This is a genomic window from Roseibium sp. ROS1, assembly GCF_054658215.1.
In genome coordinates, this window is sequence record NZ_BAAGIG010000007.1 from 1 (window position 1) to 13,992 (window position 13,992).

A 13,992-nucleotide genomic window follows, 5' to 3' on the forward strand; every position below is an offset into this window, starting at 1 on the left:
TGTAACTGACTGGCGAAGTGCTCATGATCCTGCGTCTATCGCAGCCACCCCTCACAAGACGTTACCGTGACATCGCCGGTAAGGGCGATCAAGGCCCGTAAGTCGGTTCGCATCTTCCGTAGATAGGATGGCTCACTGCAGAGCAAATTTGATCACTTGATCAAAATAAATTCCATAATAACTACTAACGTTATATATTATTGTAAGCTCCGGACTAAGATGTCTCACATGTGCAATTCAAAAATGTCACGCTTCCGGCGTCCTTCAGGTTGTCGGGAGTTTGGGCATGGGATGGATTTTGATGAGTGAGCGTGATTTGAATCGGGTTGAGATCCTGGCGCAGGTCGAAGATGGCCACATTGGCGTCATGACGGCGGCCAACCTGATGAACATGTCCAGACGGCACGTCTATCGTCTGCTGGACCGGTTCCGGTCCGAAGGTCCTGGCGGGATCCGTCACCGGGCTCGTGGCCGCCGCCCGAGCAACGCCATCCATCCGGCCGAGCGTGAGTATGCGATGATGTTGATGCGTAAGCGCTTCGAGGATTTCAGACCGACGCTGGCGGCCGAGATGCTTTTGGAACATCACGGTTTCAAAATCGGCCGGAAAGCGCGCCAGGAGATGTTGTGAAGCGTGAAATAGTGCGGCGCCTCCAGAAACAGACGGTCATTCTTTTCCTTCGCGCCGACCCGTGGCAAATAAGCCCGGAAAACCTCCAGCGCCAGTTCAAAGTCCCGTTCTGTCATCTTGGTACACATCGCCGATCTCCAAATCACGTCGGCAACCTATGAATCACTTTGAAATCAAATCCGGAGTCCCAAAACTCATACCTGAGTCAATTCGTCCACACGGCCTAACCTGAAAACACGGCTTCTTGCATCAGCGACAGAAAGTTACAAGAGAGCCTGGCCGCTTGATTGCCATTCAAGGGAGCCTCCAAGCACCCCTGAAAACTCCATGGGAAATGCCGCTTATTTCAACAACTCGCGAATTGCGTTTGCGAGTAGTTTTTCCTCGTCCTCAATATTGGAGGCATTTAAGTCGATGCGTCCGTAGTAGACGTCATATGGTCCTATTTTACCGAGCTGCGTGACAGCCGGAGCTGCGGGAGCCCGGCCCGGATGAAGCAACATGATCTGTTCGGTGTCGTACCGGGCACCGTAGAGGACGATCTGGTTTATGTCGTTTCGATCAGGCTTCTTCGATACGGGCTTGTACTTGGCGTCAATGATCAGGCGTGCGACGTCGTTCTCTTTGATAACGATGTCGGGTGTTACCGGGGCGTTTTTCACGCCGGGTTCGACGGGGTCAAACAAGACCGTCTTCGCACCGGCAGGCGCGGCGGTATACGATGGCGGCGGCAGGCATTGTGCTTGAAAGGCATGATCAAACAGCTGGCTTGTTTCGACACAAGCCCAATACTTCAGAACTGATAAACGATCCGTGCACCAACGCCGTGAATCAGTGTAAAGTGATCAAGGTAGGAACTGGTCAGCTTCACTCCTCGCGTTATGCTTATGCTCCAGAGTAATATTATTGATGCAAAGCGACACTATGGCTCATTTTTATCACCTCGAATTGTTCACTCATAAGAAAGAAGTTGTTAAGTGGCCCGTGTTGGCGATCGTGATTTTTATCTTTGCGCCAGCATGTTCTAATCAGCCCGAATATGATGAAATAAATGTGGTTGGTTGGTCAGTAGAAATTCAATGTGATGGACCACCCGATTCGGTAGTGACGGTCTGGTTGGAGAATGGCATAGGTGCTCGAGCTTCTGCAGATACTTGGCAATATGTGTTGCCGAAAGTTTCGGAATTCGCGCATGTCTGCAGATACAATCGCCCATTATCAAACAAGGACTCAACGAGCCTTGCGTATGGTCCTGACGCATATATGCAACTCGTTGCTGGACTGCTCGATGTCGTTGGAGCTCGAAATGAGCTCGTCGTGGTCGGCCATTCCTTTGGTGGGTATCCAGTGCGCGTTATCGCCCAAAGATGGCCGCAAAGGGTTCGGGAAGTCATTTTGGTCGATGCAATTAGTGAATCGCTTGGTCTGCTTAGAGCCACTAATTCTGAGGATTGGGCTCACGTTCCAAGAGGCAGAGAAATGATTGATTTGGAAGCGTTCGAGAATTACATGCAATCCACTCTGTCCATGCCTCTGACCGTAATCTCGCGCGAAAAAAATTCATCTAATAGCTGGAAAGACTCTCAGCAGTATTTGCTTTCACTTAGTCACCAATCTCGCCAAATCCGCGCAACCGGTTGCGGGCATATGATCCCGCTGGAAAGCCCAGCGAGCGTTATCAATGCAATCAAACTTGCGACAAGGGGTGGCTGACAAATATGATGCTAGTACCGACAACATCTCCAACATGTATTGAATGAAAACGACCCCGTGAAAGAGGTCGCGAGTTATCTTAAAAGTTTGAGACGAAGGAGATAAGGATTGAATTCCTGGTCGGCCAGAGCTTTGCGAGGAACAGCAAGAGCAGTAATCGCATTACAATCAAACTGAACCGATGCAGTGGATGCCGTCAGGTGGGACATCCACTGCATCGGTTCACTCCGCTCGTGAGCCTTCAGTGCTGCTCAACTCCCGCCAACTTCTGTCAAAGCGGTGCACTCGCACCGAATGAATCGGCTTGACTTGCATCCACCGTTAAGCCATTAGAGAGGTACTGCCCAAGCTTCGTCCAAGTGCAGCCAGATCTACTTGATTTGCGCGATTGGACCGAAGATGCAGTACTCCCCCAACAAGACACACATAATGAACCGGCACCCCGTTTGCGTCTGCAACCGGGGTTTTTCGTCATACGTTCAGCTCGCATCGCGCTGGTACGTTTGTGTAATCGAGGAACTCGAAATGACCACAACACCCGTGTTGGAACTTCACAATATCCCAAAAGCGATCGGGCTCACTCTGATCTCGCTGGTGCTTTTCGGCATTCAGGACATTGCGGTCAAATCACTTGCCGCAGATTTTTCTCCGCTTCAGCTGGTCATGATCAGGTTCTGGGGTGTCGGACTGTTCATGCTGGTATGGCTTCACCGCGGCGCGGGACTGCGGGCGGCACTTAAGTCGCACTTCCCAGGCTTACAGATATTACGCAGCGTGTTGCTTCTAATCGATATCTGGCTGTTCACTGCGGTGCTCGGACATATGCAGACATCCGACCTACAAGCCGTTTTCATGCTTTATCCAATTGTCGTGAGTGTGATGGCGGTACCGCTGCTTGGTGAAACAATGGGAGGCTACCGCTGGAGTGCGGTTATGGTCGGATTTGCTGGCGCACTCATTGTGATCCGCCCGGGGTTTGAAAAGGTCGATATTTCCATGGTCTTTGCCCTTGGCGCCGTGATCAGCTTCTCACTTTATACAGTCCTCACGCGCAAGGTAGCCATGAAAGACAGCACCAAGACCTCCATGCTTTATCTCACCCTGGTTGCGGTCTTACTTTCAACTGGCATGGGTGTGTTTCAGTTCAAGGAGATGGGAATAACCGCGCTTTTGGTGATGGCCGCAATTATCGTTTGTGCAATTTCGACGCATATTCTGTTCACCGAAGCGTTGAAATACGCGCCCGCAAGCACACTTCAACCGCTGAATTTTCTGGCATTGCCGATTGCGGTAATACTCACTTATTTGTTCTTTGACTATGTTACCGATCCGCTCACGTTGCTGGGCGGAGTAGTCACGGTCATTGCGGGCTTAATGGTGTGGTTCGGCGACACTGGGTTTTTCCGCAACCGATCGCGTTAAACCGGTGTTTCCTGAAGGGCTTTCGGACGGGTAAAAGCCTCGACAAATCCGAAATCAAGAGATCGGCATGAACGAAAGAAAGTGCTCCCCGCTGGAATCGGGGAGCAAGTCACGGGACCCCGACCTTCGACCCATGTTTAGAAATTAGTGGTCTCTCCGGTCAGTTCGGCTCGTTTGTCGGTATCGGCTGAATAGTCCCTACTTGTGCCGAAGTAAAAAGCCCAAGTTTTGCGCTTGAAGTGTCCGCACCGCAGTTTGAGATCGGCGGTGCAAAATTCGATCAAATAAAGGCCTCAACAATCGCGCTGAAAACTCGCATCTGCCTTTGCGAAAACGAGAGCGGGTCATGCAGGGATTTCGGTCGCCAGGAGGGTTGCAACGTTTCCTGTTCGTCTTTTCGGCGGTTCGAAGTCTCTTCGTTCCCCCTCGCTCCAAACCCTCAGCAATCAATGTCCATCTGCACCGGCTCGGTGCCAACGCATATTGGAAATCCGTTGCAGGCGTAGCCGCCTGACCAACATGCATCTGTCCACAATTACCCCAGCGAACTTAACCTGACATCACTTTCTCAACAACATCGTCGAGGCCGGTCACGGCTAGCTGAAACAGCCCATCCGGCCAGTGCGCGGCTTCAAGACCATGAAGTCTTCCTATTCAACCATCAAGCGTTTTGAGGTCATGCGTGCTCTGAGCAAGGGCCAGACTGGCATCTTCAACTTTTCAAACTACGTGCTTGGTGAGGCTCGCATTGTCGAGAGGGCGTTCGGCCTTGGTCAATGTGCTCTGGCCGAGGCGATGAGTATGCTCGAAAACCATCTTCAGGATGGGAACGCTTAAGCACGTGGGGCTGATCAGCAAGCAGAATGCAGTCAACCGTCTCCCAAACACCTGTCATTTACAACAGGCGCAAAAAAATATTGAATGACTAAGAGTTGTATTAAATCAACCATCAATAATAAATTAATTATTTGAGCGCTGACTGCTTACGTGGCGGGACTTGGCATTTTACGACACAGCTAAGTTTTGCCCCCTCCGGTTGTATTTGTTTCGCAAGACAAGGATTGGGTCGCTATGCTCAAAAATGTTCCAGTGACGGCTAAGGTGTTTGGTGGCTTCGCGGTTGTTTTGCTCTTGTTGATTTTGACAGGGGTGACCGGAGCGATAAATCTCAACGATGGCAGCGACAAATTCAAACGTTATCGCTCCATCGCGCTGCAATCTAATCAAGCTGGACGTGTTCAGGCAAATCTTCTCGAAGCAAGACTGGCTGTAAAAAACTTTATTATCAACGGCTCACCGGAAGCTGTTGAGAGTGTTCAAAATCGGTCTGCGAGCACGTTGGCTCTTGCAAAGGAGCTAAACGAGATCGTTGCCTTGCCTTCGAGAAAAGAAGCCGTGGTGTCAGCAAGCCGAGAGATCCAAGCATACATCAAAGCCTTCGAAGAAGTATCAGCGTTGCAGGATCGGCGAAACCAGTTCGTGGTCGGTGCCCTTGATGCGCTCGGACCACAAATCGAGCGCAATCTGACAGCGGTGATGAAGAGTGCTTACGAGGACAATGACGCCACGGCAGCCTATCTGGCAGGCAACGTTCAGCGGAACTTGCTCTTGATGCGCCTTTACGTGAGCAAGTTTCTGATCTCGAACAAGGAGGCAGATTACGAGCGCGCCACCAAAGAAGCGAACGAATTCGCGGCGAATTATGATGCCCTAATCGCTTCTCTGGAAAACCCGGAGCGCAGAAAACTCTCCGAAGAAGCCAAAGCAGCTTACCTGCAGTATGTTGAAGCGTTTCACAGTGCTCATGACACGATAGTCGAGCGCAATACGATCATTTCGGGAACGCTTGATGCAATCGGTCCGAAAGTTGCCGGGAAGATGGAGGAACTCAAACTTTCGATCAAAGGCGAGCAAGACACTATCGGACCGGAAACCACTGCAGCGCTTCAAAACGCTGTGTCAATTACCGTTGGAATTGTGCTCTTCAGTGTCGTGCTCGGGTCTCTGGCTGCGTGGTTCATCGGGATGGGCATTTCAAGACCGATCAAGTCGATCACATCGTCCATGAGGTCACTCGCAGATGGCAATACATCGGCAGAGATTCCGAACCAAAATCGAAAGGACGAGGTCGGATTGATGGCAGCGGCTGTCCAGGTGTTCAAGGAAAACATGATCAAAGCTGAGCAGCTGTCGAAGCGCGAAGCAGAAGAAGTTGCGGCACGAGAGGCTCGTTCAAAACGGGTTGCTGACCTCACACTGAAGTTCGACACGAGTGTCTCGGAGCTGCTTGGCGCGGTTGCTGGTGCATCCACTGAGCTGGAGTCGACTGCTAACTCGATGTCCAACATTGCGAGTGATACGAATGATCGTGCAGTCGCCGTCGCTGACGCGGCAGAGAATGCATCCGCGAACGTTCAGACAGTCGCCAGCGCCACCGAAGAGCTAAGCAGTTCAATTCAAGAGATTTCACGTCAAGTCGCCCAATCCGCTGAGATTGCCAATAGAGCCGTCGACCAGGCCATCAGCACCGATCGTCAGGTTCAGGGGCTCGCTGTCGCGGCGCAGAAAATCGGTGATGTGGTCAAGCTCATTTCTGACATTGCCGAGCAGACCAATCTTCTTGCATTGAACGCTACCATAGAAGCTGCACGCGCAGGAGAAGCCGGTAAGGGCTTTGCAGTCGTAGCGGCGGAGGTCAAGGAACTCGCAAGCCAGACAGGCAAGGCAACTGAGGAGATCGGACAACAGATTGCCAGCATCCAGGCTGAAACGGAAGGAGCTGTCTCTGAAATCCAAAGCATCGGCAAGACGATTGCGGACATCAATGAAATTGCATCGAGCATCGCGTCTGCAGTTGAGGAGCAGTCCGCCGCGACAAGTGAAATCGCAACAAGTGTTGAGCATGCGGCTGCAGGCACAGGCGAGGTGACCTCAAATATCTTGGAAGTTACGAGAGGTGCAAGTGAGACCGGCTCTGCTGCAACACAGGTGACAGCTACAGCCGCGGAACTCAGCAGCAAGTCAGAACTTCTTAAAGCTCAGGTTGAGCAGTTTCTGGCTGATGTTCGGGCAGCGTAATCAGTCGCGGAGCAATGCAAGTTCACTCAGTTGGGAGAAGCTAATGGCAATGGTGATACAGTTTAACGACTATGACCGTGAGCGTGGTGCACCAGATTGTTTGGAGGATAAATATATCAATGGCTTTCAAAGGATACTGACGCTTTGGGATGGAAATAACTCTGATACGCACTTTTCAAAAGCGCCGGAGATACGAGCTCTGAGCATGAAGATGATAGAGTTACTTGAAAATGCGAAGAAATACCCTCAGATTACACTAATTGCGCAAACCGTGGCCGTGAATGCGATGATGGCCATAGAAACCTATGCGATTGGGATCTGCGCCGTTACTACCGCCGAAAACGTTGTCGACACCAACAGAAACTGATTGGTATCCGGATACTTGGTGTCCGGCAGATGACGTAGCGCTTGAAGCCCGCAACGTACACGGCGAACAAAGAGCCGTTTCGTTGACCTATGTGGCTAATGAGGCATGGGAGCTTCGAACCCACCGCATGAATGAAAGCCAACGGACTAACCAGAGGGATCCGCGGGTGAAACTGGGTAATTGATTTCAATTGAGAAGACCACCAGAGATGGCTCAGGGGGAGGAATGAAAAAATTTCTTCTTGATTTTAGCGGTGCTTCGCCAGTCACTGCCTTAAGGTTCATGTTGCTTGCAGCTCTCTGGTTCTATGTGCTGTGTTTCATGGCGTATGGGAAAGAGCGAAACTCAAGGCAATGTCTGTCTCCTCTTTCGTTTCTGACCGAAGACTGGCCCCCATACCAATACATTGAAAACGGTATTCTGAAAGGTGTGACAGTCGATCTCCTGCTTGCTATCCTCAAAGAGGCTAACGCTGAACAAACTCTTGCCGAAATCGAAGTGGTACCTTGGGCGCGAGGATATTCCAGGGTGAAAACTCAACCGAATACGGTCTTGTTTTCGATGACGCGCACGCCGGAACGCGAGGAGATGTTTAAATGGGCCGGCCCCATTCTCAAAAATGATACCTATTTCATTGGCAGAAAGGATCAAGGCATCAGGATCGCTGGTCCGGCAGACCTGTATCAATACCGTTTTGGGGTGATTATTGATGATGCCAGTGAAATGTTTGCAAAACGGCATGGAATTCCAAGCGAGAATATTACGAAAAACAGCCGTGCCGACCTGAACATGAGAATGTTGGAAGCCGGTCGAATTGATTTTGTCATCACGGGTTGGACCGCATTCGAAGTTGAAGCCCGCAGAGCAGGTGCTAACCCTTCTGACTACGATCGTTTTTTTCTTGCCGACAGCTCTGAGGTTTATTTCGCATTCAGCAAATCTACACCTGATCGGGTGGTCACTTGTTTTGAGGCTGCTTTCGACTCAGTAAAAGCAACTGGCAAATTTGACCACCTATTTCGTCCTCAGCAATCGTACGGACCGCTCAATTGAGTTAATTTCGCCAGAATTTCTGAATATCAATAATTAAGTGTTGATTTTTACGCTGAACCGAGCCGGATTTTCCACCGATAATTGAGCCAAATGTGAGTATTGTTTTCTGATCAGGATTTGGTCAAGGGTTTAGCTTTTTCTCTTCTCTTTTATGCTGCGGTTGCGGAGCTTGCTTGGAAGCGGTAGTTGTCGTTCCCGATTTCCAGGATGTGGCACCGATGGCTCAGGTGGTCGAGGAGCGCCGTGGTCATTTTGGCGTCGCCGAAGACAGAAGCCAGAACTGATCGAGCTTTTCGCCTTTCTCCTTTGCACCGGCGATGTATTTCGCGAGGGCTTTGACCGCCTGGTAGAACCGTTGAAAGCTGTGGTTTGGATGTGGGGTCAAATTCCAGACCTTTCATATTCGCCAAAGCTCGGCAGATGGTCTTGATCCGGTGCAGGGTCAAAGCCGGTTCATCAACTTCGGCAATGCGGTTTTCCAGATCGCGGCGTTCCACGATCAGCTTGCACGGAGCCTTGGTCCGGACTTCGACAACATCAGACGCAGCATAGTGCCTGGAAAGTGGCTCAAGGATTTTTTGCAACAGAACCTGAGACATGGCTGTTCACTCCGATGCCGGCCCACTGCTTGGGCGTTGCGATAAATTTTGAGAATGGGGAAAGGGCAGGGACCCAGGCCGCGCCCCTGCCCAAGTGGGTTAGCCGCAGGAAGCAGAGCTTGAGCGCGTCTTTTCCTTCCCGCCGAACCAACTGGTGTAAGACACCTTGCCGGTACCCGGTTCGGCGATCTTCAGCCGTTCCTCTTCCCGGTCGATGAAGTAGAAATGGCAGACCTTTCCGTCGTTGTCGGTAAAGATCGTGATACGCGCATTGCCGCCCTTGATCGGGATCCAGTAAGCGTCCTGGTGTTTGCGACGGGAAGGCGCAGCAAATCGAGACACTCAAACATCTCAACGACCTACAAAGTCCAAGCGGGAGCAACAAGTTAGCAATGCCGACAAAACTTATAACAAGATTAATCCGAATTTCTTTGCATTGAGTCTCTTCAATACCTCAACCTTAAGATGTTAATTTGCGAAAATTCGATGTAAAGCTGATTGTTTAAAGCACAGTGAGGAGTTGATAAATATTACATGATGAGCATCTAAGTTTGTTTACTTACAATAAAGATCCATTCCTTATACTTACAGGCATTCTACCTCGGGAGGACGCCTTGAGAACTTGGATCGCAAAACTCAGTTTTCGTCTGCCCGCCATCATCTCCGGTTGTTCGGTTGTGGCCGCGCTGTTTGTCGGCGCCCTTGCCTATTGGGTCAGTTCAACGGATCTGGAAGAGCAGGCGGAAGAGCGGCTTTCGGCTCTTGCAAGTGCGCGCGCCGAAGATCTTTCGCACTATCTGGACTCCATCGTGCAGGATCTGCAGGTCACCGCCGCAAGTCCGTTCGTGAAATCCGCACTGGCGGATTTCAAGGAAGGGTGGGCAAGCCAGGAGGGCGATGCCACGGCGAGCCTGCAGAAAGCCTACATTCACGACAATCCGCATCCGACGGGCCAGAAAGACGCGCTGATGCGCGCTGGCGACACCGCCTACGACGAGGCGCATGAACAGTATCATCCGTGGTTCAGCAAGATGCTGAAGACCCGCGGTTACTACGACATCTTCCTGTTCGCGGAGGACGGCTCGCTTGTCTACACGGTGTTCAAGGAACTCGACTACGCAACCAACCTGACCACCGGCAAATACAAGGATACGGATCTGGGCAATGCCTTCCGGGCGGCGTTGAACGGTGGACGGGACGAAGTTCGCTTCTTCGATTTCAAACCATATGCTCCGAGCGCGGATGCACCGGCAAGCTTCATTGCGACACCGGTTTTTGAAGGCGGCAAGCGTGTTGGCGTGCTGGCCTTCCAGATGCCCATCGACAACATCAACAGCGTGATGAGCAGCGCGGCGGGTCTCGGAGAAACAGGGGAGGCCATCCTTGTCGGTGCAGACAAGCTGTTCCGGAACGATTCTTCCAAGACACCCGGACAGAACGATATCCTGACCGCAAGCCTCGATTCGTCTCTGGTGGATCAGGCCCTTGGCGGCAAGCCGGCTTCCGGAAACCTGGAAGGGTTCCGCGACACGGACTATCTGGCCGCTGCAGTGCCTCTGACGTTTTTTGGAGCCAATCTCGCGGTTGTCACGGTCGAGGCACGCGATGAAATTCTCGCGCCGGTGCGGGCGCTGCGCAATCAGATCGCACTGATTTGCCTCGGGATCTTCGGCATCATGATGGCAATCGGCTGGCTGGCTGCACGCTCGATCGTTGCCCCGATCAAAAGCCTTGTCGCCAATGCGGCTCGCCTCGCCGGTGGTGATGTATCCGTCGTCTTTGCGGAAGCAGACCGAAAGGATGAGGTTGGAGAAATCGCGGCCGCCATTGCAGGCTTCAGAGATGGCGTCGCCGAGCAGGCGCGTCTGGAAGAAGCACGAAAGATTGAAGAACAGGCTCGTACGGACCGTCAGCTCCGGATCGAGGCGTTGATCGAGGGCTTCCGCACGCAGTCATCCGAAATGCTCGGTTCCGTTGACGCTGCCATGTCTGAAATGCAAGCCAATGCAAGTTCCATGATGGAAACGGCCTCAGGAGCTTCTGAAGAGGTGAGCAGCGCTGCTGCGGCAACAACCCAGGCATCGGGCAACGTACAGCTTGTTGCGGCCGCCACTGAGGAGCTGTCATCGTCGATTTCCGAAATCGGTCAACGTGTGGAGGAAACCACGCGGGTGATTGCCGATGCGACCAGCCAGACCCAGGCAAGCACACAGAAAATGGAATTGCTGTCGTCGGGTTCTGCCAGGATCGGCGAAGTGATCGGCCTTATCCAGGCAATCGCTGAGCAGACCAACCTCCTGGCGCTCAATGCAACGATCGAAGCTGCCCGGGCCGGCGAAGCCGGCAAGGGCTTTGCGGTGGTGGCTGCCGAAGTGAAAGAGCTGGCCACCCAGACCTCCAGGGCGACCGAGGAAATTTCCAACCAGATCGCGGAAATCCAGTCTGCCACCGAGCAGGCAGTGACCGCGATTGAAGGCATCGCTTCCATCATGGTTCGGGCGAACGAGAACACCACCTCGATTGCCGCTGCCGTTCAGGAACAGGATGCGGCCACCGGCGAGATCAGCCGCAGTGCTTCGGAAGCTTCCTCGGGCACACGCGCGGCCAGCGACAACATGTCGAATGTCAGCACTGCCGTGGAAACGACGGCCAATTCGGCGCAGTCGGTGGATCAGGCGACGCAGGTCGCCTCCGAGAAACTGCGTTCGCTGAATACGGCCGTAAACGACTTCCTGCGCGAGGTCGCCGCGGCCTGACGGATCAGGATCTGAAAACAGAAACGGCGGTGCTGTCACATTGTTTTTTCGTCAAGGATGTCGGGGTGATTGAACGGCATGAGCAGTGCCGCGCCGACCTATAAGAACCATAGTCTGTTTTGGACAACAATCACCCCGCATAAACCAAGGCTCTCCGACACTAAATTCCAAGAGGGTTCAATTGGGACAGCGCGCCGCCATCTATTGCCGCGTTTCCACCGCGGGCTAGTCATGCGAGCGGCAGGAAGACGATTTGACAGCTTTTGCTGAACGGGCCGGATTCGAAGTCACGGCTATATTCAAGGAGACCGGGTCCGGAACAAAGCTCGACCGGCCGGTCGCAAGAAAGTGATGGCGCTGGCACAAGCCAGGAAGATCGACGCCATCTTGGTAACTGAACTTTCCAGGTGGGGGCGGTCGACGACCGATCTCCTGAATACATTGCGTGAATTGGAAGGCTGGAAAGTCTCGGTCATTGCAATGAATGGCGTGACTTTTGGTTTATCGTCCCCGCACGGCCGTATGCTTGCAACTTTCCTGTCAGGCATTGCGGAATTCGAAAGTGACCTAATCAGCGAGCGGGTCAAGTCCGGGCTCGCCGCTGCGAAAGCGCGTGGTAAAAAATTGGGACGTCAGCTTGGCGAACGTCCAAAGTCAGATAGGCTTGCACCGAAGGTCATGGCACAGATTGCCGAAGGCCGAAGCTATCGCTGGATCGCCCGCGATCTCGGTATCAGCAAAAATACAGTAGCCGATATAGTCCGTCGGGCACGCGATGAGTAGATTGATTTTATGAACACGGGACGAGATTGGAGTTGACCGGATGACGATGTTGGGGCATCCATCTCGACCATGAGCAGTGTACACGCAACGTTGACCAGAGTGGGCCGCTACCAGCGGACCTTTGTCGCATGCGTGTTCGAAGGACGAGGTCTTCGCGTCCAGTCGTGATGCCGTGCTTTGGCGCGACCGATTGGACGTAAAGCATTCACCTCATCCTTTTGTGGCCACCATGGAGATTAGGCCATGCTCAGCATTTCGAACGTAAATTCACTCGTGCACTGGGAGGAACGTGAAATCCTCCGGCGTGAAGAGTTCATTCGTCATTTTTCGGAGGAGATGCGCGCTTTCCTTCGATCGATCAACCCTGCATGGGATATGCGGCGCATAGAAGCGCCAACACTCATACCCCGGCAACATATTTCCGATGCTTACGAAAACGCCGACGTCTGGGTTCAGGAAAAGCTCAGTCCTACCGAGACGGAACTTGTCCTCCGGCCAGAGACTACGCCCTCTACCTATGCCTATATGACGCATCTTCTAAACAACCACACTGGTGCCAAATTGCCGCTTTGCGTATGGCAAGCTGGTCGCTCGTATCGCCGGGAGCAGGAACAGACAACCGCCCACATGCGCCTTAAGGAGTTCTGGCAGATAGAGTTCCAAGCGGCGTTCACATCTGACACCGGCATGGACTACCATTCCGCCTCCCTTGAACCTGTGAGGAAGATGATCGCTTCCGTGATCAACTTGCCAACTCGCATCATCGTGTCAGACCGTCTCCCTAGCTATTCGCAGGTCACGATGGATGTTGAGGTCGACAACGGATTCAAGTGGATGGAAGTTTGCTCTATCTCCCGTCGTACAGACTTCCCACAAAGGTTTTTGTCTCGTGCGAAAGGCGGCGGAGTCCGCGAGCATGGTGTTCTGGTGCTGGAAATAGCCATCGGTCTTGACCGATGCCTCCATAACTGGACGATTGCTGCGGAAAGCGCCTGACTGAGCCCACTGCCTAAACATCTCGTCGCGGTCTACGCCGAGGCGAGATGTTGATATACTGCGCCCAAATTTCTTTCGCCTGGCTGACGATCGAAACTGCTTAGGGTGCCATTTGTCCCCGAGCCGGAACCGACCCCAAGAATGGCTCGACGCGATCGCCCCGAAGGTCTTGCCGGACAGCAAGCTCGGTGATGCCGTCTCCTATACCCTGAACCAATGGGAATATCTGGCGCGTTACACCGAGGACGGCAGGATGCCGATAGACAACAACCTTCTCGAACGCGACATCAGAGTCTTTGCCACTGGCAGGAAGAGTTGGCTGTTCAGCGACACCGTCGAAGGAGCCAGGGCCAGCGCCGTCGTCTACAGCCTGATGTCGACCTGCCGGGCTTGCGGCGTCGAGCCGTTAGCGTGGTTGCGCCACGTCCTCACCGAATTACCGCAGCGCGCCGCCGACACCGACATCAACGATCTGCTGCCCTTCAACTTCCCGAAAGCCACCGTCGTCTGAGCTGATACGATGCCTTCCTCTGTCGGAAGGTAATCCGCCGAAATCGCGGGCGTCAACGTGCAGGGGAATGAGCGCTTACGTCA

At 52.9% G+C, this 13,992-nt stretch carries 10 protein-coding genes and 5 pseudogenes; 12 read left to right on the plus strand and 3 right to left on the minus strand.

Annotated elements, in window-relative coordinates; all coding sequences use genetic code 11:
- Positions 1-301: 301 nt before the first annotated feature.
- On the plus strand, positions 302-631 hold the full coding sequence (locus tag ACYQ6M_RS28475) for a helix-turn-helix domain-containing protein (RefSeq protein WP_460077152.1): 330 nt from the start codon (positions 302-304) through the stop codon (positions 629-631).
- A 341-nt stretch (positions 632-972) separates the two neighbouring features.
- Here the strand turns inward: ACYQ6M_RS28475 and ACYQ6M_RS28480 are convergent, their stop codons facing one another.
- The gene (locus ACYQ6M_RS28480; protein WP_460077154.1) at positions 973-1,317 is read right to left on the minus strand and encodes a 5-methylcytosine restriction system specificity protein McrC; all 345 of its coding nucleotides are present in this window, start codon (positions 1,315-1,317) and stop codon (positions 973-975) included.
- Between the two features lie 223 nt (positions 1,318-1,540).
- On the opposite strand from ACYQ6M_RS28480, the gene ACYQ6M_RS28485 reads away from it, so the two are divergent.
- The 7 genes and pseudogenes from ACYQ6M_RS28485 to ACYQ6M_RS28515 all read left to right on the plus strand — a co-directional run bounded on the left by ACYQ6M_RS28485 (position 1,541) and on the right by ACYQ6M_RS28515 (position 8,264).
- On the plus strand, positions 1,541-2,344 hold the full coding sequence (locus ACYQ6M_RS28485; protein WP_460077155.1) for an alpha/beta fold hydrolase: 804 nt from the start codon (positions 1,541-1,543) through the stop codon (positions 2,342-2,344).
- 525 nt (positions 2,345-2,869) lie between these two features.
- Positions 2,870-3,766, plus strand: a complete 897-nt coding sequence (locus tag ACYQ6M_RS28490) for a DMT family transporter (RefSeq protein ID WP_460077157.1) — start codon at positions 2,870-2,872, stop codon at positions 3,764-3,766.
- 277 nt (positions 3,767-4,043) lie between these two features.
- Positions 4,044-4,280 (plus strand): annotated as a pseudogene (locus ACYQ6M_RS28495) (DDE-type integrase/transposase/recombinase); the annotation flags it as partial.
- 47 nt (positions 4,281-4,327) lie between these two features.
- Positions 4,328-4,603, plus strand: a pseudogene (locus ACYQ6M_RS28500) (DDE-type integrase/transposase/recombinase); the annotation flags it as partial.
- A gap of 234 nt (positions 4,604-4,837) precedes the next feature.
- Positions 4,838-6,844: a methyl-accepting chemotaxis protein gene (locus ACYQ6M_RS28505; protein ID WP_460077159.1), complete on the plus strand. Its 2,007-nt coding sequence runs from the start codon at positions 4,838-4,840 to the stop codon at positions 6,842-6,844.
- A 43-nt stretch (positions 6,845-6,887) separates the two neighbouring features.
- Complete coding sequence (locus tag ACYQ6M_RS28510) at positions 6,888-7,211, plus strand: hypothetical protein (protein WP_460077161.1); 324 nt, start codon at positions 6,888-6,890, stop codon at positions 7,209-7,211.
- A gap of 225 nt (positions 7,212-7,436) precedes the next feature.
- On the plus strand, positions 7,437-8,264 hold the full coding sequence (locus tag ACYQ6M_RS28515) for a substrate-binding periplasmic protein (protein ID WP_460077162.1): 828 nt from the start codon (positions 7,437-7,439) through the stop codon (positions 8,262-8,264).
- Between the two features lie 149 nt (positions 8,265-8,413).
- Here ACYQ6M_RS28515 and ACYQ6M_RS28520 read toward each other — a convergent pair.
- Together ACYQ6M_RS28520 and ACYQ6M_RS28525 are read right to left on the minus strand one after the other, a co-directional pair.
- Positions 8,414-8,539, minus strand: a pseudogene (locus ACYQ6M_RS28520) (ATP-binding protein); the annotation flags it as partial.
- Between the two features lie 423 nt (positions 8,540-8,962).
- On the minus strand, positions 8,963-9,205 hold the full coding sequence (locus tag ACYQ6M_RS28525; protein WP_460077165.1) for a hypothetical protein: 243 nt from the start codon (positions 9,203-9,205) through the stop codon (positions 8,963-8,965).
- Between the two features lie 272 nt (positions 9,206-9,477).
- Between ACYQ6M_RS28525 and ACYQ6M_RS28530 the strand changes: the two genes are divergently transcribed.
- The 4 genes and pseudogenes from ACYQ6M_RS28530 to ACYQ6M_RS28545 all read left to right on the plus strand — a co-directional run.
- Complete coding sequence (locus ACYQ6M_RS28530) at positions 9,478-11,619, plus strand: methyl-accepting chemotaxis protein (protein ID WP_460077167.1); 2,142 nt, start codon at positions 9,478-9,480, stop codon at positions 11,617-11,619.
- Between the two features lie 253 nt (positions 11,620-11,872).
- Positions 11,873-12,402: pseudogene (locus ACYQ6M_RS28535) on the plus strand (recombinase family protein).
- A gap of 243 nt (positions 12,403-12,645) precedes the next feature.
- Positions 12,646-13,398, plus strand: a complete 753-nt coding sequence (locus tag ACYQ6M_RS28540; protein WP_460077169.1) for an aminoacyl--tRNA ligase-related protein — start codon at positions 12,646-12,648, stop codon at positions 13,396-13,398.
- Between the two features lie 139 nt (positions 13,399-13,537).
- Positions 13,538-13,909: pseudogene (locus ACYQ6M_RS28545) on the plus strand (IS66 family transposase); the annotation flags it as partial.
- Positions 13,910-13,992 lie beyond the last annotated feature (83 nt).